Origin of the sequence: Enterobacter sp. IF2SW-B1, assembly GCF_001743375.1 — a bacterium.
GTDB lineage: Bacteria > Pseudomonadota > Gammaproteobacteria > Enterobacterales > Enterobacteriaceae > Enterobacter > Enterobacter bugandensis.
Map to the genome: position 1 here is coordinate 38,746 of NZ_MJAA01000009.1, position 22,078 is coordinate 60,823.

Here is a 22,078-nt window from a genome sequence, read left to right on the forward strand (position 1 = left end):
GATGACAAATCTTAATGCACATCTCGCCAGAATGAAAAAGCTGCAACAGGTGCGGAATGCCCCTGCGCTAAAATCCGTGGCGACGGCGTCCGCCATCAAAGCTCATCTGACCGGAGAAGTCGATGCTGCATTTATAAAGGGGTGCGATACCGGCAGCATTTACCGCGAAGCGATCATGGGGGCCAACCTGACGGTCAGCAACGACGACGTTATGGCCCGCCTGAACGTAATCTCAACGGGCAGCGCCATCGACAATATCCTCGAACCCGTGTTTCTCAGCCTGCTCGACGGCACAATGCGCGCCTGCAATATCGGCACCCGACAAGGTGTTACCCCGTCCCGCCTGTACCAGGAGTGCCGGGCGTTCAGTTACGAAGCGCCCGAAAGAAATGCCTTTATGCTGGATAGCTACAGCGAGCACTTGAACGAGCGTCAAAACATTGACCGTTTTTCTGAACAATCGTCGTTTAACGGCGGCGAAATGACACGCAACAACGACTCTCTGAACATGCGCGATGGTGCAAAAATGAAGGCCCGTAAAGAGAACCATTTCTCCGGTAATCTGCGCGCTGAGGATGAATATGGTAACGGCACGATCTACCAGTACAAAAAACATGCGAAAAGCGAGGGAGAGCAGAAGCAGGCTGCCGAAGTCGATCATGTCGTCTCCTGCGCCGAAGTATGCAACAACCTCAAAAGCAACAAGGCTCTGAAGCTTGATGACATCAAAAATATTCTCAATATTGACGAAAATTATGCTGTTACCAGCATGCAAAACAACCGTGGCGAGAAAACCGGTAAGTTCGCTAAAACCCGCGAAGAACTCCAGCAGGAGATCGATCAGGGCTTTGTAGTTGTCAAAAAAGGGAAAAAAGATGTCGCACATCCGCTGACAGAAGAGGAAATCAAAACGCGGCAGGTGATGGTCGAGAAAATGGACATCGCGCAGCAAACGATGGATACCAAAACCAATGAAACCGTATTTGATAATATCCGCAAGGATCGCGACGTCCAAAAAGTTCTGGCGAAAGATGCGGCCCAGGCATCAGGTCATCAGTCGCTGGGCGATCTCATTCTCTTCATTATCAAGCCTCTTTACTATGAGCTGCGCAGCTGTTTAACGCACGGTATTGAAGCTGGCGTAGGTGCGAGCGATTTTTCGCAGGCTCTGTCGATTCGTCTTGGTCGCATGAAAGATTACATTCTCAAAAACGCTGTCGTTTTATTAAAAGATGTTGCCGTCGGTTTTATTAAAAATTTCGTGTCGATGCTGCTGGAAGGGATTGTTAACTGCTTCGTTGGCGTGTTCAAAAACATCATGCGGATGGTAAAAGAAGGCTTTAAGGTCCTGATGCAGACGGCACCGATCCTCAGGGATAAACACAGCAGTATGGCCCAAAAAGGCGATGCCATTCTTAAGCTTGTAGCAGGTTCTCTTTCCGTCTTTGCGGCTATTGGCCTTGAGTCATGGCTCAGCAGCCTTGGTCTACCAGGACCGCTTCCCATTTTACTCTCATCGGTCCTGACCGCCGTGATTACGGCGCTGGTGATGTTCCTGCTGGATAAGCTCGATCTGTTCGGCGTCAATCAGGCAATCAAAAAACAGCGGATCGACGAACTGTTGGAACAGGAAATTACCACCACGGAAAGCGAAATGCTGGCCTCCCTCGCCTTACTGCGCTAGCGCTCAGATCGTCAGGTTTTGGTATTAAATTGATTTCCACTTGACGTAGTCGTTAAAAACAACAATAAACGAGTGGGGGCAATGCACCTTCCCTGCCCGGTAATTTCAGTGAAATGTAATCAGGATCGACCCCGCTTTTTTTGTATATGAGGGTGGCAAAAAGGAATTTTTTCATTAATTATTCAAAGGTTATGTTGAGATAAGGGTACCGCTATGTACGATAATCTGAAAAGTCTGGGCATTACCAATCCTGATGAAATCGATCGTTACAGCCTTCGCCAGGAAGCCAACAACGACATTTTAAAAATCTATTTTCACAAGGATAAAGGAGAGTTTTTCGCCAAGAGCGTGAAGTTTAAATATCCACGCCAGCGTAAGACCGTCGTCGCTGACGGCGTAGGACAAGGGTACAAAGAGGTGCAGGAAATCAGCCCTAACCTGCGCTATGTGATCGATGAACTCGATCAGATTTGCCAGCGCGATCGCACCGAAGTCGATCTCAAGCGTAAGATCCTCGACGATCTGCGTCACCTTGAAAGCGTTGTCACCAACAAGATCAGCGAGATTGAAGCGGATCTTGAGAAATTAACGCGGAAATAAAAGCAAAACGGCAATCCCTGATTGCCGTTTTTAGTGTTTGCGCCCTCTCCCCGTGGGAGAGGGATGGGGTGAGGGCACCAGACCGCACTCAGTCATCTCTGTTCGTCCAGCTGCAACGCGACATAGAGCAGCAGCCTGTCGTCAAAGTTCCCCAAATCCAGCCCCGTCAGCTCCGAGATCCGGTTTAGCCGGTACTCAAGCGTATTGCGGTGAATAAACAGCGCTTTTGAGGTCGCCAGCGGTTGCACGTTATGGCGAAACCACGCCTGCAGCGTCCGGCGCAGCAACCCATTGTTGTCCATCGCCTTCAGGCGCGCTAATGGCCGCGCCAGCTCATTGGCCTGCCAGCCGCCGCGCAGGCTGTCGAGCAGCACCGGCAGAATCAGATCCTGATAGAAATAACTGCGGCTCTCCGGCATCCGCTGCTTGCCCACCATCATGGTGGTGCGCGCGGTACGCCAGGACCGGGCGATGCTGCCCGGCCCGGTAAAGTAATTGCCCAGGGCAACGCGAAAACGCAACTGGCCGTTCTCCTGCATACGGGAAATCAGCAGTTCCACGCGACGACGATGATCTTCCGCATCCCAGCGGCCGAACGCATTGAGCGCGGGTTTGAGTACCACCATTTCCGTCAGCGAGACGATCGCCACCAGGTTGTCACGCTCCGGCGTCGCCAGCGCATTTTGCAGCTGCTGCAGCTCGGCCATCGCGCTGTCTACGCCAAGCTGTCCGCTATCGACCTCAATCACCGCCACCACGCGCGGCTGGTTCAGATCGATCCCCAGACGCTGCGCCCATTCGCTGAGTGCAGGCGTATGTTCTTCCGCCTGAATCAGGTTCATCACCAGCTCTTCACGTAAACGACTGTCCTGGGCAAGCAGATGCATCAGGCGCGACTGCTCCAGCATCATTTCCGCCGTCATGCAGACCAGCTCGCCGTATTTACGCAGGGATTCCGGTTCGCCCGTCAGGCCAATGACGCCAACAATTTCCCCTTCCAGACGCAGCGGCAAGTTGATCCCCTGACGCACGCCGTGCAGGTGTTTTGCTACCGCATCATCGATATCAACCACGCGGCCCTGAGAGAGCACCAGCAGGGCTCCTTCGTGCAATTCCCCAATACGCTCGCGATCGCCGCTGCCAATAATGCGCCCGCGGGCATCCATTACGTTGATATTGGTATCAATGATGCGCATGGTGCGCGCCACGATATCCTGCGCCATTTTGGTATCAAGATGCCAGCCAGCCATGTAACCCTCCTGTGAGCAGAGCTCAAGCATAGGGAAGTTCAGCAGCGACTGCATTGTGCGAATGCACAAAGTGAGAGGGGGAAGTATGGAGTTGCGGTAGGCGTCACAGAAACGAGAAAGCCCCTGCGTACAGGGGCTTAAGAGAATTACTGCATCAGCAGGTAAATTGAGGTGTCACCGCGCTGGATATTCAGCGCCAGCACGGACGGTTTGCTGTCGAGAATTTTGCGCAGTTCAGCGATGTTTTTCACCGGTTGCTGGTTAGCTCCCATGATCACATCGCCTTTTTTCAGGCCGATACGGGCAGCAGGTGAATTTGCTTTCACGTTGTTCACCACCACGCCTTTGTCCTGGCCCTTGTTACTCATCTCTGCGCCTTCAATTCCGCTGAAGATGGTGCTGGAGTCCACCTGATTCTGGCTGCTCTGCTGCAGCTCCAGGCTTACGTTAACCGGTTTGCCGTCACGCAGCAGGCCAAGGGTCACTTTGCTGCCAATTGGCATCGAGCCCACTTCCGCACGCAGGGCGGCAAAGCTACTGATCGGTTTACCGTTCAGAGAGGTGATCACATCACCCGCTTTAATGCCCGCCTTCGCTGCAGAGGAGTTCGGCATAACCTGGCTGACGAACGCACCGCGCTGCGCATCCACCTTCATCGCTTTCGCCAGCTCGGAGTTCAGCTCGGTACCCATAATACCCAGCTCACCGCGTTTCACCTGGCCGTACTGCACCATCTGAGCAGTCAGGTTTTTCACCATGTTGCTCGGGATAGCAAAGCCGATCCCGATGTTGCCGCCGTCCGGTGCCAGAATAGCGGTGTTGATACCGATCAGCTCGCCGTTCAGGTTCACCAGCGCACCGCCGGAGTTACCACGGTTAATGGCCGCATCCGTCTGGATGAAGTTTTCATAGTTTTCCGCATTCAGGCCACTACGGCCCAACGCAGAGACGATACCCGAGGTCACGGTTTCACCCAGACCGAACGGGTTACCGATAGCGACGGTGTAATCGCCCACGCGCAGCGCATCGGAGTCGGCAATTTTAATCGCCGTCAGGTTCTTCGGATCCTGAATCTGGATCAGCGCGATGTCGGAGCGCGGATCTTTACCCACCACTTTAGCATCGAATTTACGACCATCGCTCAGCTGAACTTTAATGGTGCTGGCGTTATCCACAACGTGGTTGTTGGTGACCACGTAGCCTTTTGCGGCATCAATAATCACACCGGAACCAAGCGCCATGAATTTCTGTTGCTGGCCGCCGCCCTGGCCGTCATCCCCTGCGCCACCGCCCTGACAGAACGGAGAACTCTGGAACGGCGAACCGTCCTGGCAGAACGGTGAATTGTCACCGAAGAACTGCTGGAAGTTACGCGGCATGCGCGGCGTATTGACGGTCGTGCTGCCCTCAACGTTAATACTCACCACCGATGGCATCACTTTTTCGAGCATCGGTGCCAGGCTTGGCATCTGCTGCGCGGTTGCTGCCGACGACGCGGTCTCAGCTGCAGTAGCAGTCAGAGGAGACAGCGCTAAACCTAAACTCAGAGCCAGTGCACTCATTGCTAATGTGGTTTTTTTCATGTTTCTCAATCTCGATTTACAGGTAACGCAAAATTGCTGTGTAACTCAGATTCATTTTATACCGCTTAGTTCCGGCCATAAGTTTATGGAAAAGGTAAAAATTTATTGGCCTTCTTTACAAAACTCCGGAATTATTCCACTGCCATGAGCTTGCGGTATTCATCCCAGGCATACAAATCGGTCATGCCGCTGATATAGTCCTGGATTAGACGGCAGCGATAATAATATTCCATCACCGGCCATTCCAGAGCGTGGCGATCCAGCTTACCCATCGCTTCGACATACGCCAGCCGATGGCGGGTAGAAAGTTTTTGATAAAGCCGGGATTCGATAGGAATTCGCCGCACGCGTTCTTTTTCCACCAGCTCGCTAAACTCCTCGACGGGGAGCTGAAGCAACGGGGAATAAATTTCCAGTAATCCGCTGATTACACGGTATCCCTGCAGTTCCAGCTGCTCGACATCAGGATGGCTGAACACATGCCGCATCGCCACATGTTTATAAAGCTCAAGGAGTTGGCTGAAACTGCTGTCATCTTCCAGCAGCGCATGATTGAATTCCCCGCTAAAGATTTGCGGCAAATTATCAATAAAGCGCGAGGCGGCATACGGCACCAGTTTATTTAATGTATTGACCCGCAAATACATAAAGAACTGATCTTCCGTACTGCGGCTCAACGTATTTGAGCGCGATTTTTCCCAGGCATTTTCGACAACCTGCGCAAACAGCGATCCTTTTTCATGGGTTCCCCATGCCGCATAAAGATGCTGATAAAGCTCCTCGACGCTGAATATTCTTTTCTCAACGGCATCTTCCAGGTCAGCCACGCAATAGGAAATATCGTCGGCGGCTTCCATAATCCACGTCAATGGGAATCGGCCGTTTGGCGTCAGGGAAAGTTCTTTACGCAGCCGTTCTATATAGGCCTCTTCGGAAAGGTAATAGCCCGGTTTTTTCATTAAATAGCTGTGAGATGCGGGCGTCTCCCCCATCCACCACGCGGGACGCGTATATTTCAAAATGCAGCCAACCTGCGCCCAGGTCAGGTTCATGCGCATCAGGGAGTGCACCAGCCGGATCCCCTGCGCGTTGCCCTCAAAGTGACAGAGATCCTGGCGCACTTTGCGGCGCAGATCGTTCAGCCCTTCTTCGCCTTCACGCAGGCATAAATCGCGCACGATGCAGCGGTCATCGCTGAGTGGCTGGCTTGCCGCATCCGACGGATAAAGCCGTTGTTTAAACCAGTCATTAATAGCCGCCTCGCCAAAGTGGCCAAAAGGCGGGTTGCCGATGTCGTGCATCAGGCAGGCCATCTCAACGATGCTCTCGAAAGGCCCCGTCAGCTCATCCAGGCCATAGGTTTCCAGTAAACGCTGCTCTTTGAGGCGGCTTAAAATCTCTTTGGCAATATAACGCCCGACCTGCTGCACTTCCATGGAGTGAGTTAAGCGCGTGCGCACCGCGGCGTTACGCTCCAGCGGGAATACCTGGGTCTTTTGCTGCAGACGCCGGATGGCGGGCGAGTTAATAATCCTGCCGCGATCGCTTTCGAAGATACGCAGGATCTCATGTTCGCTCTTTTCGCCCTGCGGCGAACGGAAACGTCGGTGCCAGTTAATTTTGGTACGAAAATCGATTGGTGACATGTGCTCCCCCGCGTGAGAATGCGTTTCCCCTTAACCGCATGATAGACTATGCCTCTTAACAAGGCACATCGCGAGTAAATCTATGAAAATCGGCATTATTGGTGCAATGGAAGAAGAAGTTACGCTCCTGCGTGACAAAATTGAGAACCGTCAGACCCTCTCTCTCGGGGGTTGTGAGATCTACACCGGGCAGTTGAACGGTGTTGAGGTGGCTCTGCTGAAATCAGGCATCGGTAAAGTGGCTGCTGCGCTGGGTGCGACCCTGCTGCTTGAGCGCTGCAAGCCGGACGTCATCATTAACACGGGCTCAGCAGGCGGTCTGGCACCGACGCTGAAAGTGGGCGATATCGTTGTCTCCGACGAAGCGCGTTACCACGATGCTGACGTCACCGCGTTCGGCTACGAATACGGCCAGCTTCCGGGCTGCCCGGCAGGGTTTAAAGCTGACGATAAACTGATAGCGGCGGCTGAAGCCTGCATTGCTGAGCTCAATCTCAACGCGGTACGCGGCCTGATTGTCAGCGGTGATGCGTTCATCAATGGCTCGGTCGGTCTGGCGAAAATCCGTCATAACTTCCCGCAGGCGGTTGCCGTAGAGATGGAAGCGACCGCGATTGCGCACGTTTGCCACAATTTCAGCGTACCGTTCGTGGTGGTTCGCGCCATCTCTGACGTGGCAGACCAGCAGTCTCACATCAGCTTCGACGAGTTCCTGGCCGTTGCGGCAAAACAGTCCACCGTGATGGTGGAACGCCTGGTGCAGAACCTGGCGCGTGGCTAAACGGTCTATCAGGGCGCTGGCCGCCCTGCTGCTGCTTGCACCGGCGTGGCTGTTCGCCGCGCCGCGTGTGATTACCCTCTCTCCCGCTAACACCGAACTGGCGTTTGCCGCCGGGATCACCCCCGTTGGCGTCAGCAGCTTTTCAGATTACCCCCCACAGGCGGCCGGCATTGAACAAGTGGCAACCTGGCAAGGGATGAATCTTGAGCGCATTGTGGCGCTTAAGCCGGATCTCGTGCTGGCCTGGCGCGGCGGTAACGCCGAGCGGCAGGTTAACCAGCTCACCTCACTTGGCATCAAGGTCATGTGGGTTGACGCGGTAAGTATTGAGCAGGTCGCTCAGGCTCTGCGCGCCCTGGCCCCTTATAGCCCTGCGCCTCAAAAAGCCGTGAGTGCGGCGAACCAGATGCTCAGCGACTATGCCGCGCTGAAAGCCCAATACGATACGCCTGTTAAAAAGCGCATCTTCCTGCAGTTCGGCAGCCAGCCGCTGTTTACCACCGGAAAAGGCTCAATTCAGAACCAGGTGCTGGAAGTGTGCGGCGGTGAAAATATCTTTGCTGCCAGCCGGGTACCGTGGCCTCAGGTGAGCCGTGAGCAGGTCCTGGCGCGCCAGCCGCAGGCTATCGTCGTGGTTGGAAATGCAAGCGAGATTCCTAAAATTAAACAATTCTGGCAGAGCCAGCTAAAAATTCCGGTGATCCCACTCAACGGTGACTGGTTTGAACGCGCCAGCCCGCGTATTATCCTCGCCGCAAAACAGCTCTGTGCCGCCCTGGCAGAGGGTCATTAACATTTGTTCGAGGATTTAACGATGCTCGTTTATTGGCTGGATATTCTTGGTACAGCCGTTTTTGCTATCTCCGGCGTCCTGCTCGCCGGAAAACTACGCATGGATCCGTTTGGCGTGCTGGTGCTTGGCGTGGTGACCGCCGTTGGCGGCGGGACAATCCGCGATATGGCGCTGGCGAATGGCCCGGTGTTTTGGGTGAAAGATCCTACCGATCTTGTGGTCGCGATGGTCACCTGTCTGTTGACCATTGTGCTGGTTCGCCAGCCCCGCCGATTACCCAAATGGATATTGCCGGTGCTGGATGCCGTCGGTCTGGCCGTGTTTGTCGGTATTGGCGTCAATAAGGCGTTTAATGCGGGCACCGGCCCGATGGTGGCGATCTGCATGGGCGTGTTAACCGGCGTGGGCGGCGGCATCATTCGCGACATTCTGGCGCGTGAGGTGCCGATGATCCTGCGTACTGAAATTTACGCAACGGCCTGTATTGCGGGCGGCATTGTCCACGCGACCGCGTATTACACCTTTGCAATTCCGCTGGAAAACGCCGCGATGCTGGGGATGATCGTGACGCTGGCGATACGTTTAGCGGCGATACGCTGGCACCTGAAGCTGCCGACGTTTGCGCTGGATGAAACTTCAAGATAGGCGTCGTTTATAAGCCCGGTGGCGCTTCGCTTACCGGGCCTACAATCCGCATTCAGGCTTAAATGCTGAACGAAGAACCACACCCGCAGGTGCTTGTTGCGTTCGGGTTGGTCACCACAAAACGCGAACCTTCCAGACCTTCGGTGTAATCCACCGAACCGCCCACCAGATACTGCAGGCTCATCGGGTCAACTACCAGCGCGACGCCTTGCTTCTCGATGGTCATATCGCCGTCGTTCACCTGATCGTCAAAGGTAAAACCGTACTGGAAGCCGCTGCAGCCGCCACCGGTAATATAGACACGCAGTTTCAGATCCGGATTGTCTTCGTCGGCAATCAGGGTTTTCACTTTATTGGCTGCTGCTTCGGTAAACTCCAGCGGCACAGCTACGTCATCACTCATCTTATGCTCCCATGAATACTGCTATTGGGTAAAATTCACCCAATTCTTTTCGTCATTATCTAATACCCTGGTAATTCATTCAAGTATTCTGCGTGGCGGCCCGCTCCGCCTCTTGTTTTGCCAGGGTACGCGCGAGGATGGTGGAGTATAGCGGTTTTCCACCCAGGAATTGGGCTAATAGTGTCGCGCCGAGACAGGTAATGATCATTGGCAAAATGAGCTGGTAATTATCCGTCATCTCCAGCACCAGCACGATGCCGGTTAACGGCGCGCGCAGGGACGCGGCCAGCAGCGCCCCCATCCCGGCCACTGCAAAGGTGCCGGCGTCCAGGTGGTAAGCGGGGAAACCTGCCTCAGCCGCCATACCAAACGCGGTGCCGAGCAGCGTTCCCAGTGCCAGCATCGGGGCAAAAATCCCGCCGGGCGCGCCGGAGGAGAAGCACAGTACCGTCGTAATGACCCTGGAGAAAAACATAAACAGCAGCAAACCCACGCTGAAATTCCCGGCTGCGGCAATGGGAATCAGCCCGAAACCGCCGCCCGCGGCATTCGGTTCGATAAAGCCGAGCACGCCACAAATGCCGCCCAGCAGGCCGCCCATCAGCACCCATTTCGTGGTATTGCCGCCGTGAACGCGCTGGAACATATCCTGAGCGCGTAAGATAAAGGTGTTAAACAGCGGGCCCACCACACCAAAAATCATGCCGAGGATCAGGTATAGCCACAGGGTGTTAACCGGTGCGTTGGTCAGTTTACCGACTTCAATCACCGCCCCTTCGCCATTAAAGATGCGAAAGACGATGCTCGACATAATGACGCCGGTAAAGACCGCTTTAATGGAGATCAGGTTGTAGCGGAACTGCGCGCGCATCTCTTCGATGATGAACAAAATACCGGCCAGCGGCGCGTTAAACGCCGCAGAAAGCCCCGCCGCTGCACCGGTAGCCAGCAGCGTATGGCGCGCCTCGGCGCTGCGCATGCGGAACAGATCGCCCACCATGCGGCCGACGTTCCCCCCCAGCTGCACCGTTGGCCCTTCCCGGCCGAGCACCATCCCTGCGCCCAGCGTCCCCATGCCGCCAATAAACTTAACCGGGATCACCCGCCACCAGCGCACCGGGCGCAGCTCCTCCAGCGCGCCTTCAATTTCCGGGATGCCAGACCCGCCCGCCTCCGGGGCGAATTTACGCACCAGAAAATACCCCACCATGGCAAACAGCGCAGACAGGCCGAATGCCGCTACCCAGACCAGCCATTCGCGATCGGCAAAACCGGCTACGGTACCCACTCGCCAGTTGAGTACGGCATTAACCGCTTTTTCAAACGCCACGCCAACCAGCCCTGCAAGGGTACCCACCACGGCAGCAGCAAGCAGGATCGCCAGCGGCGTTTTATCGCGATTGAGCAGCCGCCGAATGCTGATTCGGTGCTGGACGCGCGTAAACTGTTGTTCTTCGAAAGACGGGGAATCTGATTTCATGTCCTGTTCTTATTCGTCATACAAAAAGCCGCGAAGATTTTACCAGAGACCTTCCCTGCGACGCCTGAAAAATACTTAACAAATCTTAAAGCATTAACAGGCTAAAAATTTCATAACCTTCTGCGGATCACTTAGAATAGTGTGCTTAATCATTTTATACGAACCAGGAACGACGCCATGAGCAAGTCTGAAAACCTCTACAGTGCAGCCCGCGAGCTAATCCCCGGTGGCGTGAACTCGCCAGTACGCGCCTTTACCGGCGTGGGCGGCACGCCGCTGTTTATTGAACGTGCTGACGGCGCGTATCTGTATGATGTCGATGGCAAAGCCTATATCGATTACGTCGGTTCCTGGGGGCCGATGGTTCTCGGACATAACCATCCCGCCATTCGTAACGCGGTCATCGAAGCCGCGCAGCGCGGCCTGAGCTTCGGTGCGCCGACCGAGATGGAAGTGAAAATGGCGGAGCTGGTTACCGAACTGGTGCCGACCATGGACATGGTGCGTATGGTGAACTCCGGTACCGAAGCCACCATGAGCGCCATCCGTCTGGCGCGCGGCTTTACTGGTCGCGACAAAATCATCAAATTCGAAGGCTGCTACCACGGCCATGCGGACTGCCTGCTGGTGAAAGCGGGCTCCGGCGCGCTGACCCTCGGCCAGCCAAACTCGCCTGGCGTACCTGCTGATTTCGCGAAACACACCCTGACCTGCACCTACAACGATCTGAACACCGTTCGCGCGGCGTTCGAGCAGTATCCGCAGGAGATCGCCTGCATTATCGTTGAACCGGTTGCGGGCAATATGAACTGCATCCCGCCGCAGCCTGACTTCCTGCCGGGCCTGCGCGCGCTGTGCGATGAGTTCGGCGCGCTGCTGATCATCGATGAAGTGATGACCGGCTTCCGCGTGGCACTGGCGGGCGCCCAGTCTTATTATGAGGTTGAGCCGGACCTGACCTGCCTCGGCAAAATCATCGGCGGCGGCATGCCGGTCGGTGCTTTCGGTGGTCGTAAGGACGTGATGGAAGCCCTGGCACCAACCGGCCCGGTTTACCAGGCGGGCACGCTCTCCGGTAACCCAATTGCCATGGCTGCAGGCTTCGCCTGTCTGACCGAAGTGGCGCAGCCGGGTATTCATGAAACCCTGACGGACCGTACCACGCAGCTGGCAAACGGTCTGCTGGAAGCCGCAGAAGAAGCGGGAATTCCGCTGGTTGTTAACCACGTGGGCGGCATGTTCGGGATTTTCTTCACCGATGCGAAAACCGTGACCCGCTATCAGGACGTGGTGAAGTGCGACGTTGAACGCTTCAAGCGCTTCTTCCACCTGATGCTGGAAGAAGGCGTGTACCTGGCACCGTCCGCGTTCGAAGCGGGCTTTATGTCCGTGGCGCACAGCGAAGAAGATATCAATAACACCATCGACGCGGCGCGTAAGGTGTTTGCGAAGCTTTAAGGGCATTGCCGGGTGGCGCTAACGCTTACCCGGCCTACGATGTTCTCCCTCTCCCCGTGGGAGAGGGTATCAGGCCGCACCTGACTACCGACTCTGCTTTCTCAACAGATAGATAAAGTAAGGCGCACCGATAAAGGTCGACAACAGGCCCGCCGGGATCTGATACGGGAACAGCACCATCCTTCCACACCAGTCGGCAAACACCAGAATGACCCCGCCCGTCAGGGCCGACATCACAATATGTGGCATCGTCCGTCGGAAACCCATCATTCTGGCGATATGCGGCGCCATCAACCCTACAAAGCTTAGTGGACCGATGGTCATGGTGGCGGTTGCCGTCAGACACGCCGCCAGCAGAAGAAGCGCGACGCGCGTTGGCGTCAGCGCTAAGCCAACCGCACGCGCGGTTTCGCCCCCCAGCGGCAGAATGGTCATCCAGCGACGGCACAGCGGTACCATCGCCAGCAGCACGATCATAACGCTCCCTGACCAGGCAACCTGGCTGGCGGTGGCGTTGTACGTTGAGCCGGAAATCCAGGTCAGGATCTTCGCCATGCGCGGATCGCCGCTCGCCTGCAGCATCATCAGCAGCATAGTAAAGGCGGTGCTGAGCGCCATACCGGCCAGCAGCATGCGGTGCGGAGAAAATCCGCCGCGGCCAGAGGCAACCAGAATAATCATCAGCGTGGCCGCCGCACCGATACTCCCGGCAGGCATCAGCCAGCCAAACGCATTGCCCGGCACCAGGAAGAGCATCAGCACCACGCCAAAGGCCGCGCCGGAGCTGATCCCCAGCACTTCAGGGCTTGCCATCGGGTTACCGGTCAGACGCTGAATAATACAGCCCGCCACCGCCAGCATCACCCCGGCAATCAGCGCGGAGAGAATACGCGGCCAGCGCCACTGCAGCAGTTCGTTGAGTAAGTCACCCGTTGCCCAGTGCCAGCCTGCGGCATCGCGCCCAAACGCGAGGGCGGCAAACGAGGCGATAAGCAACACCGCCAGACCAGCAAGGCTGAACCACAGCACCGACTGACGTTCAGCGTAGACCTTATCGCCCGCGTCCATCGCTGGGGCGCTGATACTGCGCAGACGCGGGAGCAGCCACAGCAGCAGCGGCGCACCGATAAGCGCCGTTGCCGACCCGGTAGACACTTCCATCCAGACGCGCGCCAGCCAGAGAATGATCTGATCGGAAAGCCAGAGGATCAGCGCCCCGATCAGCGGCGCCAGCAGCAGACGTGCCAGAAGGCGACGCGCCCCGAGCATTTTCGCGAGCAGCGGCGCAAAGAGGCCGATAAACCCGATGATGCCAACCGCGTTAACCAGCAGAGCGCTTAACACAATCGCCAGCGTGAGCGCCGCCAGACGAGCCAGCGACAGCGCCAGCCCCAGGTTGCGCGCCACGCCATCATCCAGCCCCATCAGAGTGAGCGGGCGAAGCAGCAGCAGCGTGAGCACCACGCCGCCAAACAATTGTGGCCACAGGCGCTGGACGATACTCCAGTCGGTCTGGGTGAGCGTGCCGGTGCTCCACATAAACATGCTTTGCAGCTGGTCGTGGTGAAACAGCACCAGCAGCTGGTTGATCGCACCGCAGTAGAGGCTGACGACCAGCCCGGCGAGGATCAGCGTGACCGGCGAGAGACGTTTTCCCCAGGCCACGCCAAAGACCAGCGCGCCCACGACGCAGGCACCTGCCAGCGCGGCAAACTGCGAGGTTAATGCCCCCGGCAGCGTCCAGAGGGTGGTGATAGTGATCCCCAGCTGTGCACCCGTCGCCACGCCCAGCGTGGTTGGCTCCGCCAGCGGGTTACGCAGCACCTGCTGGAACAGCACGCCCACCAGCCCCAGCCCCGCCCCGACCAGCAGGGAGATGCTAAGACGCGGCAGCAGGCTGTAGTGGAACAACATCTGCTGAATATTGTCGATATCCGGAGCGGCAAACGCGGCCGCCCACTGCTCGCGCGGCAGTGCCGTGGAGAGGTTGAACCCGGTTAGCGCCAGCGCCGCCAGAAAAATCAGCCCCAGCAGCAGCGCCGGGAAACGGGCAATACGCGTACTCATGCTTTGCCCCCCATCACGTTGTCCAGCACGCGGGCAAAGTGCATTGCCGACAGCGTCGCGCCGTAAAACCATACCGCAGGGGCGCGCAGGAAGCGCTGCTCGCGCACGAACGGCATCGCCTGCCAGAGTGGGGTCGCCATCAGGGTTTGCATTTCACGCTCGTTGCCGTGGTCAAAGCACAGCACGTCGACGTCGCGAAACGCCGCCAGGCGGTCGATGCCCACGGCGGTGCTTCCCCAGAACGTCATCTCGCCTTCCCAGGCGTTGCGAATGCCGAAGTTGTCGAGCACTTCCTGGAACAGGCAGTTCTTGCCAAAGACCAGCATATGGCGGGCATCCAGCAGCGTCACCATCAGCAAAGGCCGATCGCCACGGCGGGCAAAGCGCGGCTTAAGAGACTCAATCAGCGCGTCAAACTCATCGAGATGCTGTTTTGCTTCCGCTTCCCGGTTGAGGAACTGGGCCATCTCATGGATGGAATTTTTTGCCATGGTCAGCGGCTTTTTACCGTCGCTAAAGGAAAAGCCTCGTCCCGGCGCAATCTTCGCCATGATCTCTTCCGACGGGCCATACCCCGCAGACCAGAACAAATAAGACGGTTTCATCTGCGTGAGAAGCTCAAGGTTTGGCTCCGTGCGTAGACCGATGTCGATGACCGAGTCCGGCAGTTTTGGCTCATTCACCCACAGGGTGTAGTTGGGAATGTCGGCCACGCCGTAGGGCGTGATACCCAGGGCCATCATCAGCTCGACGGGTAACCACTCCAGCGCCACGATGCGGTGCGGATCGATAGCGGCGGCGCGGGCCGGGGCCATCTTCAACAGCAGCGGCGAGAGCGCCATGGCCGTCAGCAGGCGACGGCGGCTAATGTATGTTGAATCCAGCATCAGTAGACAAAGCTCACGGGAGCAGCCCCGGCAGGGTGAGGCAAAATACCCATCGGAATACCGTAAATATGTTCCAGCGTTTCGCTGCGCATCAGCTCAGACGGCGTGCCCTGAGCGATCATTTCACCGCCGCGCAGCGCGACGAGGTAGTCACAGTAGCGCGCCGCCATGTTGATATCGTGCAGGACAGCGATCACCGTCAGGCCGCGCTGCTGGCTTAAGCGATGCACCAGCGCCAGCACGTCGACCTGATGGGCGATATCCAGCGCCGAGGTCGGTTCATCCAGCAGCAGGCAGCGGCTGTCCTGCGCCACCAGCATCGCAATCCACGCCCGCTGACGTTCACCGCCGGACAAACTATCCACCAGGCGATGCGCCAGCGGTTTTAGCCCTACCAGCGCAATCGCCTCTTCTACTTTCTCCCGGTCGGCGACGCCGAAGCGGCCAAGCGCCCCGTGCCACGGATAGCGGCCAATCGCTACCAGCTCACGCACCGTCATCCCTTCCGCCTGCGGCAGCTGCTGCGGCAAGTAGGCCACCTTGCGGGCAAAGGCTTTACTGCTCCAGCCCTCCAGCGGCCGATCGTCCAGCAGAATATCCCCTTCAGAAGGTGGCTGGTGGCGTCCCAGCATCTTGAGCAGCGTGGATTTACCGGAACCGTTGTGGCCAATCAGGCCCGTCACTTTACCGGCAGGGAACGTCAGAGAGAGCGGATGCAGCAGGGTGCGCCCGGGTACGCGAAAGGAGAGATTATTGAGCGTAAAGGTGGTGTCGGATTGCGTTTTATTATCCTGCATGTCAGCCAACTTAAATAAAAAGGGCACGGCGAACCGTGCCCATAAAGAGGTTAGAAGCGGAAGGTCGCAGTGGCGACAACCTGGCGTTCAGCACCCCAGAAGCAACCGTAGGTGTTGAAGCAGCTGGCAACGTACTCACGATCGAACAGGTTGTTCACGTGCAGCGCGACGTTTGATCCGGCCATGCCTACACGCGCCAGATCGTATCTGACCAGTGCATCAACCAGTGTATAGCTTCCAACAGTGAAGCTATTCGCCGGGTCACCTTTGCTGGAGCCGGTATAACGCACGCCGGTACCCAGCGTCAGGCCAGACAGTGGGCCGTCAAACATCGTGTAATCACCCCACAGGGATGCCATATGTTTTGGCACCTGCGCCGGCGTGTTGCCTTTGTAGTTGGTGTCGGTGGTGTATTCCGCATCGGTATAGGTATAAGAACCGACAACGTTCACGCTTGCAGAGAGCGCCGCTTTGGCTTCCAGCTCTACGCCACGGGCGCGGATCTCACCACCTTCAACGGAGAAGGGTGAGCCAGTTGGGTCAGCCATCAGGTTGTTAGTTTTGGTCAGCTGATACACTGCACCGGTGATCACAATCGGACGATCGTTAGGCACGTATTTCACGCCCGCTTCGTACTGTTTGCCTTTAGACGGTGAGAATGGTTTACCTTGAGCGTCGGTCAGGGAAGCCGGTTCAAAGGATTCGCTGTAGCTGAAATAAGGAGTTACCCCGTTGTCGAACAGGTAGTTAACGCCGCCACGCCAGGTGAACTGAGTATCATCACGCTTGGCGGTGGTATTTAATACGCGGTTGTAGGACTCCTGATCGGCCCAATCGTAACGGCCGCCCAGTGTCACCAGCACTTTATCCCATTCGATCTGATCCTGAGCGTAAACGCCGGTCTGCTTCTGCTTGTTCAGCACCTGGTAAGCACCAGATGGTCCAGGGTGTGAACCGAAATCGAAATCGCCACGATCGAGATCGTAAATATCGGATGGCGCAACGGAGCCGGCGTAGCCGAACCAGGAGTTAATGTCATTACGCATGCGCATGAAATCAACGCCTGTCAACAGAGTATGGTCGAGAGCCCCCGTCGCGAACTTGCTCTGAAGCTGCGTATCAACGGTGAAGTTTTGCAGCTTCTCGTCATCGATCACATACTGGCGAGTCAGCGTATGCCCCCATTGTGACTGAGGAATGCTCGCGCAAGGGCTGGATGCCGGATTACTCGAATAGAGCGGATCGGAACACATGCCGTAGCCGTAAACGCTGTTTTGCGAGGTTTTGTTCTCGGCAAAGCGCAGATTCTGACGCACGGTGAAAGTATCGTTGAATTCGTGGTCGAAGCTGTATCCCACCATTTTCTGGTTACGGGAATAGGTGTTGTTCTTCGCGCCTTCATTGAAGTTAGTCGGCAGACGATCGCCGTTTGGCAGCGGGTCAACCGTCCCCTCTTTTGGCAGCCAGCCGTAGTAGCCCGTTTCAGGCTCGTTCTGGAAGTAGGAGAGGAACGTGAAGGTGGTTTTGTCATCCGGACGCCAGGAGAAGGATGGCGCGATGGCATAACGCTGCTCGCCCTTATCTTCCTGCTGCGAATTGTTCGAGCGCGCAACGCCCGTCAGGCGGTATGAATAGACACCGTCATCGTCGATCGCATCGCTGAAGTCAAAGCCTGTCTGGAACAGGCTGTCGGTACCCACTTTAAACTGGATCTCTTTCAGCGGCTCGGTTGTTGGGCGCTTACTTACCATGTTCAGCAGGCCGCCTGGGCTGCTTTTACCGTACAGAACGGAAACCGGACCGCGCATGATTTCAGCGCGCTCCAGCATATAAGGGTCTATCACCGCGTCGTTATAGAAGTTGCCCTGCATCTTCATACCGTCGAGGTAGTTGTTCTGGCTCTGGCCATCGGCCGCGAAACCGCGAATAACCAGGTAGTCGTAAGTATTGGACGCACCGCGGGTACCCACCGCAACGCCCGGCGTGTAGCTCAGGGCTTCTTTCACCGAACGTGGCTGATGCAGCGCCATCTCTTCGGCAGTTACCACAGAAATAGACTGTGGAACCTTTTGAATTGGGGTGTCTGTTTTGGTACCGGTCGCAGATTGGCGAGCGGCGATAGTCGCAGCAGGTCCCCAGGCACTTTCCTGTGCAGCAGGTGCAGCGGTAACGGTAATAGTATCTTCTTTTTTCGGGGTTTCGGCAGCGTGAGCAAATGCAGACATGCCGGCAACCGCTGTGGCTACGACAACCGCGACTTTACGCAGCGACGTGTTAATTGGCTGAGCAGTATTGGAAAGCGCCATGTTTATCTCTGATGGAAAAGTGAATGATAACGTAAACGAGAATTATTATTATGACCGCAGAATAATATGCGAAACGCTGGTTGCATAGCAAGCAGTAAGCGGCCCTACAAGATTTAAGGGTTTAAGAATTAACCAGATGAAAAGAGAGGGTTAACGAAGTTAGTGAAATGATCCTTAGCCCGCCAGAGCGGGCAGGATGAATCAACGGTAAAAGAGCTCGAACGTCGCGACAGAATCGACTTTGCCGGCTTTTATCTCCCCCGTCCTGACGTAGCGAGCCTTGAGTGGGATCTCGACAGGAACGTTGTCCTGCGTGCCGGTTATCGCCGTATAGTTCCGATCGAACTGCAGTACAGTATCATTCTGGTCAAGGATCTGAATGCCGACGCCTTCAGCGGCGGAATCTCCGGAGGCGATCCCCAAAATATTGCCGTTCGTGACGCCCGTTGATCCCGCGCTGGTAAACTGATAATCCACCTTTGTGCCTGCCGCGCAGTCGGTGATCTCAATCTTAAAGCTGCCGTCCGTGAGGATGTCAGAGTATTGGCCGCTAAAGTCCAGGGTATTGACCGTTTTCAGCGGCACATAGATGTTGCGATCGACCAGGTTACAGGTGTTTGTGGTGATGCGAATAGTGGTGGGAGAGAAGCGCATTTCACCGATCGGCGCGTTGCCCAGGATATCCATTGAGGTTAACCGTGAGGTATCAAGATCGCCCTCCTGGATAGCGCCCGTGACGACCAGCTGGGCAGCGGCGCGAAATACAGATGTACTTGTCGAAGAGCCGTGGATCGATCCCAGAAATTGCATGGGCCGGACTAAATCCTGTTCAGTGTAACCGGGAAGCCGTTCGGTCGACGACGCCGCGCGGATGCCAATACCAGGCACGTTGGTCTGATAAACCCCGCTCATCACACCTTCGCGCGCATCCGCATCCGTGAGGTACAAATACCCGCGTCGAATTTGCGCGTCACCGCTACAATCCACCGTTACCGCTTTACTCTCGACGCTGGCGTCATAAAGCACGGTGCCGACGGGCGTGTCGGGGGCGACAATAATGACCGGGGGAAGCTGAAACGTCACCACGGCATCCGCGTCAGCGCTGCCGTTGAAGGTACAATCTGCCCGGGCTGAATGGCAAAATGCCCCCGCCAGCACAAGCAGTACCGGTGGCAGAAATGTGTTAACGATACGTCGTAGGTTCATGAGATACCTCAGTTAAGGCAGTTGACCGTGGCTTTCACGATCCCTGCCGCGCTGTGCGAGGGAAGATCCAGTGCCCCGTGACACTGCCGATCGCGCTCTTCTCCCCACTGCACGCTAAACGTTGTTTTGCCGGACAGCCCTGTCAGGTAAACCTCCCCATCATCGCCCACGATGGCCGTGGTGTTGTCCAGCGCCACCAGGGCACCAAACGGCACGGGCTTACCCGCGTAGAGCAAGGTCACCAGCGCGCGTCGTCCCACGCGCGCGTCGAACGTGGCCGGCACTGCCGCCCCTTTCGTCGGCACGAGATCCAGCGTTGCCGCGTCGATATCAATATCTTCCCGATCCTGCGTATTCACGGTGATGATGTTGTGCCGATAGGCCGTCAGAGAAGGAACAATCGCGTTACCAAAACGGTCCGTCGTGATGCCGCGCCCGTTTTGCACTTTGACGTTATCACCATCTTTAATGTGCACAATGGCGAAGGCGTCGCGTACGGGTTGCCCCAGCGTCACGCCATGCTCGTGAGCAACGATTGACCCCTGAGCGCTGTAGTTCCACTGCCGATTGTTACCACCGTAGCTGTACCCCATCCCTACCTCACCGGAAGCCTCGCGATAACGCCCGGACAGGCTGCCGCCGTAACTCGTATCCTGGTTGGCATAGGTCTGCTGGAGGTTGTAGCTCAGCTTATTGTCCTCCAGCGCGGTACCGCCAAGCCCAACCTGATGCGAGACAAATCCGCCACTGGAGGTATTGGCACTGTAGGTTGCCCAGGAATTCGGCAGCCACTTTGATAACGGAATGTTGACCGTCAACGCCATTTGCCGGTCGGTATCGGCATCTGGCGTGCGGGTCAGGTTGTAACTTATCGACCAGGTGATGTCGCGCCAGCTGGAGCTGAACCCCGCGCTGACGCTACGCTCATGGCCGTCCATATCCCAGTAGTCCTGCTGATAGCCGTTGAGATAGGCCGAGCCCCAGTCAGAAACCCGCTGGGAAAGGTTGAGCTGCATGCGGCTACGGCGGTTATTAGTTCTGCGGTAGGTATAAATGCCGTCATCGATTTCGCTGTCACGCTGATCGATAGCTTCCTGAAAGGTATAGAACCCCGATGTGGAGTAGCGATAGCTGGCAAGCGTGATGGTGGTATCCGTATCGGGAATATCTTTTGAATACTGCGCCCGCCAGGATAAACCACTGGCATCGTCACGCCCGTCATCAAACGCGGTACGCGCGGCCGTGAGGTCGACAGAAGCGGAGCCGAAATGCCCCAGATCGGCACCGAGCCCCAGCAGCAGCGCGTGATACAGTGATGAACCCAGCGCGCCGGTATACGCCGTGACGCCGTAAGGCAGACCATAGATGGCTGTGCCTTGCGCAAAGGTGGGTTCGTCTTCACCTTCATTACCGCGATAGCGCCCTGCGGCCAGCGAATACTTAAAGCCGCCTTCCCGCTGTAACACCGGCACCGACGCGCTGGCCTGGATGAAGCTATGCTCGCTGCCGTCCGCCTCTTCGACAGTCACTTCCAGATCGGCTCCGGATGTTACCTGGCTTAAATCGCGGATCTCGAACGGCCCGGATGAGACGTTTGTCTGATAGATGGTGTAGCCGTTTTGCTTGATAGTGACTTTCGCATCGCTATTGGCAATACCGCGCACGACGGGCGCAAAGCCCTGCTGACTAACAGGCAGCATAGAAGTATCCGTTTCCAGCTTCACGCCGGTCATCTGGACGCTGTCAAAAAGTTCACCATTGGTATATGTCTGACCAATCTCAAGCTGGCTTTTCAGCGTTTTGATGTCGCGTTGTAACGTGCTGGCAATGCCCTCCCAGCCGGAAGCGTCGCTCCAGGTGCTGTTATTCCGCAGCCGCCACGCCCCAAGGTTAATCCCCGACTCCAGGCCAAGCCAGGTCGAAGAGGTTTTGCCCGAACTGTAGTGCTGCTGAGAACCGCTGAGTTGATAGCTTGTCCAGGCGGCAGGCGCGCCGTCATCCCAGAATTTTGGATGTATCGCGCCAGCGGCAGCATGGACACGATACGCCTGCGGGATGACCAGCTTCAGGGTCTGGTCATCCTGATTGTATTCGTAACGGGCATTTTCAATGAAATGGGAGATATCGCGGACGTAAGCGCCGTCATCCAGATCTTTTAAGTCCGGGATCGTGTCGACTTTCACGCCGTAATCGCGCAGATCCGCTTTCGTCAGCTCCGGCAGCAGGCGCTGTTTATCGTCAGACAGCACGAAAGCGATGGGACGTTTATCCACAACGTCCCGATCCCACATAACAGTCGTAAGGTAGCTTCCGGCAAGTAGCCCGTTATCGTTAATGAAGTTTTTTAATGTAGAGGTATTTTCGAGGGGCGTATCCAGCTCAAGGATCCGCAGGTTAAATTCGTCATCAGCACTTGCAGGCTGGATCGCGGCGAGCAGCGTCAGCGCGATCCCGTACAGTACCTGTTTGTGAAGCAGAGATGACGACATAAA

17 protein-coding genes are annotated in these 22,078 nt (G+C 56.4%); 6 read left to right on the forward strand and 11 right to left on the reverse strand.

Annotated elements, in window-relative coordinates:
* Position 1: 1 nt before the first annotated feature.
* Entirely contained in the window at positions 2-1,684 is a 1,683-nt protein-coding gene (locus A6013_RS18130) for a hypothetical protein (protein ID WP_139128234.1), read from the forward strand.
* A gap of 213 nt (positions 1,685-1,897) precedes the next feature.
* Complete coding sequence (locus A6013_RS18135; protein WP_014168696.1) at positions 1,898-2,284, forward strand: DUF3461 family protein; 387 nt, start codon at positions 1,898-1,900, stop codon at positions 2,282-2,284.
* 92 nt (positions 2,285-2,376) lie between these two features.
* On the opposite strand, the gene A6013_RS18140 is transcribed toward A6013_RS18135, so the two are convergent.
* The 3 genes from A6013_RS18140 to dgt all read right to left on the reverse strand — a co-directional run bounded on the left by A6013_RS18140 (position 2,377) and on the right by dgt (position 6,763).
* Positions 2,377-3,534: a CdaR family transcriptional regulator gene (locus A6013_RS18140; RefSeq protein WP_069733531.1), complete on the reverse strand. Its 1,158-nt coding sequence runs from the start codon at positions 3,532-3,534 to the stop codon at positions 2,377-2,379.
* 146 nt (positions 3,535-3,680) lie between these two features.
* Positions 3,681-5,117 carry a serine endoprotease DegP gene (degP, locus tag A6013_RS18145; protein ID WP_028015572.1) on the reverse strand — a complete coding sequence of 479 codons (1,437 nt, stop codon included), beginning with the start codon at positions 5,115-5,117 and terminating at the stop codon, positions 3,681-3,683.
* Positions 5,118-5,248: 131 nt separating this feature from the next.
* Positions 5,249-6,763 (reverse strand): dGTPase, encoded by a 1,515-nt coding sequence (gene dgt, locus A6013_RS18150; RefSeq protein ID WP_069733532.1) that lies wholly within the window; start codon positions 6,761-6,763, stop codon positions 5,249-5,251.
* Positions 6,764-6,845: 82 nt separating this feature from the next.
* Between dgt and mtnN the strand changes: the two genes are divergently transcribed.
* Genes mtnN through A6013_RS18165 form a run of 3 tightly spaced genes read left to right on the forward strand, consistent with a single transcriptional unit; the run spans position 6,846 to position 8,982 of the window.
* The gene (gene mtnN / locus A6013_RS18155; protein ID WP_028015570.1) at positions 6,846-7,544 is read left to right on the forward strand and encodes a 5'-methylthioadenosine/S-adenosylhomocysteine nucleosidase; all 699 of its coding nucleotides are present in this window, start codon (positions 6,846-6,848) and stop codon (positions 7,542-7,544) included.
* Positions 7,537-8,337, forward strand: a complete 801-nt coding sequence (gene btuF, locus A6013_RS18160) for a vitamin B12 ABC transporter substrate-binding protein BtuF (protein WP_048961427.1) — start codon at positions 7,537-7,539, stop codon at positions 8,335-8,337. The genes mtnN and btuF overlap by 8 nt, the downstream gene beginning before the upstream one ends.
* Positions 8,338-8,358: 21 nt before the next feature.
* On the forward strand, positions 8,359-8,982 hold the full coding sequence (locus A6013_RS18165) for a TRIC cation channel family protein (RefSeq protein ID WP_008501922.1): 624 nt from the start codon (positions 8,359-8,361) through the stop codon (positions 8,980-8,982).
* Between the two features lie 58 nt (positions 8,983-9,040).
* Here A6013_RS18165 and erpA read toward each other — a convergent pair whose 3' ends face one another.
* Complete coding sequence (erpA, locus tag A6013_RS18170; protein ID WP_008501923.1) at positions 9,041-9,385, reverse strand: iron-sulfur cluster insertion protein ErpA; 345 nt, start codon at positions 9,383-9,385, stop codon at positions 9,041-9,043.
* A 79-nt stretch (positions 9,386-9,464) separates the two neighbouring features.
* Positions 9,465-10,865: a H(+)/Cl(-) exchange transporter ClcA gene (gene clcA, locus A6013_RS18175; RefSeq protein ID WP_048961425.1), complete on the reverse strand. Its 1,401-nt coding sequence runs from the start codon at positions 10,863-10,865 to the stop codon at positions 9,465-9,467.
* Between the two features lie 177 nt (positions 10,866-11,042).
* On the opposite strand from clcA, the gene hemL reads away from it, so the two are divergent.
* Positions 11,043-12,323 (forward strand): glutamate-1-semialdehyde 2,1-aminomutase, encoded by a 1,281-nt coding sequence (gene hemL, locus A6013_RS18180; RefSeq protein WP_041911201.1) that lies wholly within the window; start codon positions 11,043-11,045, stop codon positions 12,321-12,323.
* An 84-nt stretch (positions 12,324-12,407) separates the two neighbouring features.
* On the opposite strand, the gene fhuB is transcribed toward hemL, so the two are convergent.
* The 6 genes from fhuB to A6013_RS18210 all read right to left on the reverse strand — a co-directional run bounded on the left by fhuB (position 12,408) and on the right by A6013_RS18210 (position 22,075).
* On the reverse strand, positions 12,408-14,390 hold the full coding sequence (fhuB, locus tag A6013_RS18185) for a Fe(3+)-hydroxamate ABC transporter permease FhuB (RefSeq protein WP_047367358.1): 1,983 nt from the start codon (positions 14,388-14,390) through the stop codon (positions 12,408-12,410).
* Positions 14,387-15,277, reverse strand: a complete 891-nt coding sequence (fhuD, locus tag A6013_RS18190; protein ID WP_028015564.1) for a Fe(3+)-hydroxamate ABC transporter substrate-binding protein FhuD — start codon at positions 15,275-15,277, stop codon at positions 14,387-14,389. The genes fhuB and fhuD overlap by 4 nt, the downstream gene beginning before the upstream one ends.
* A complete protein-coding gene (gene fhuC / locus A6013_RS18195) occupies positions 15,277-16,074 on the reverse strand; it encodes a Fe3+-hydroxamate ABC transporter ATP-binding protein FhuC (RefSeq protein ID WP_028015563.1) in 798 nt (265 codons plus the stop codon). The genes fhuD and fhuC overlap by 1 nt, the downstream gene beginning before the upstream one ends.
* 50 nt (positions 16,075-16,124) lie before the next feature.
* A complete protein-coding gene (fhuA, locus tag A6013_RS18200) occupies positions 16,125-18,380 on the reverse strand; it encodes a ferrichrome porin FhuA (RefSeq protein WP_045259489.1) in 2,256 nt (751 codons plus the stop codon).
* 201 nt (positions 18,381-18,581) lie between these two features.
* Positions 18,582-19,586 (reverse strand): fimbrial protein, encoded by a 1,005-nt coding sequence (locus tag A6013_RS18205; RefSeq protein ID WP_083264101.1) that lies wholly within the window; start codon positions 19,584-19,586, stop codon positions 18,582-18,584.
* Positions 19,587-19,594: 8 nt separating this feature from the next.
* Complete coding sequence (locus A6013_RS18210; RefSeq protein WP_069733533.1) at positions 19,595-22,075, reverse strand: fimbria/pilus outer membrane usher protein; 2,481 nt, start codon at positions 22,073-22,075, stop codon at positions 19,595-19,597.
* Positions 22,076-22,078 lie beyond the last annotated feature (3 nt).

Excerpts from the sequence above, each read along its gene's own strand:
- A6013_RS18130 (WP_139128234.1), top strand. The coding sequence starts at position 2 with ATGACAAATCTTAATGCACATCTCGCCAGAATGAAAAAGCTGCAACAG.
- A6013_RS18135 (WP_014168696.1), top strand. The coding sequence starts at position 1,898 with ATGTACGATAATCTGAAAAGTCTGGGCATTACCAATCCTGATGAAATC.
- A6013_RS18140 (WP_069733531.1), bottom strand. The coding sequence starts at position 3,534 with ATGGCTGGCTGGCATCTTGATACCAAAATGGCGCAGGATATCGTGGCG.
- degP (WP_028015572.1), bottom strand. The coding sequence starts at position 5,117 with ATGAAAAAAACCACATTAGCAATGAGTGCACTGGCTCTGAGTTTAGGT.
- dgt (WP_069733532.1), bottom strand. The coding sequence starts at position 6,763 with ATGTCACCAATCGATTTTCGTACCAAAATTAACTGGCACCGACGTTTC.
- mtnN (WP_028015570.1), top strand. The coding sequence starts at position 6,846 with ATGAAAATCGGCATTATTGGTGCAATGGAAGAAGAAGTTACGCTCCTG.
- A6013_RS18165 (WP_008501922.1), top strand. The coding sequence starts at position 8,359 with ATGCTCGTTTATTGGCTGGATATTCTTGGTACAGCCGTTTTTGCTATC.
- erpA (WP_008501923.1), bottom strand. The coding sequence starts at position 9,385 with ATGAGTGATGACGTAGCTGTGCCGCTGGAGTTTACCGAAGCAGCAGCC.
- clcA (WP_048961425.1), bottom strand. The coding sequence starts at position 10,865 with ATGAAATCAGATTCCCCGTCTTTCGAAGAACAACAGTTTACGCGCGTC.
- hemL (WP_041911201.1), top strand. The coding sequence starts at position 11,043 with ATGAGCAAGTCTGAAAACCTCTACAGTGCAGCCCGCGAGCTAATCCCC.
- fhuB (WP_047367358.1), bottom strand. The coding sequence starts at position 14,390 with ATGAGTACGCGTATTGCCCGTTTCCCGGCGCTGCTGCTGGGGCTGATT.
- fhuD (WP_028015564.1), bottom strand. The coding sequence starts at position 15,277 with ATGCTGGATTCAACATACATTAGCCGCCGTCGCCTGCTGACGGCCATG.
- fhuC (WP_028015563.1), bottom strand. The coding sequence starts at position 16,074 with ATGCAGGATAATAAAACGCAATCCGACACCACCTTTACGCTCAATAAT.
- fhuA (WP_045259489.1), bottom strand. The coding sequence starts at position 18,380 with ATGGCGCTTTCCAATACTGCTCAGCCAATTAACACGTCGCTGCGTAAA.
- A6013_RS18205 (WP_083264101.1), bottom strand. The coding sequence starts at position 19,586 with ATGAACCTACGACGTATCGTTAACACATTTCTGCCACCGGTACTGCTT.
- A6013_RS18210 (WP_069733533.1), bottom strand. The coding sequence starts at position 22,075 with ATGTCGTCATCTCTGCTTCACAAACAGGTACTGTACGGGATCGCGCTG.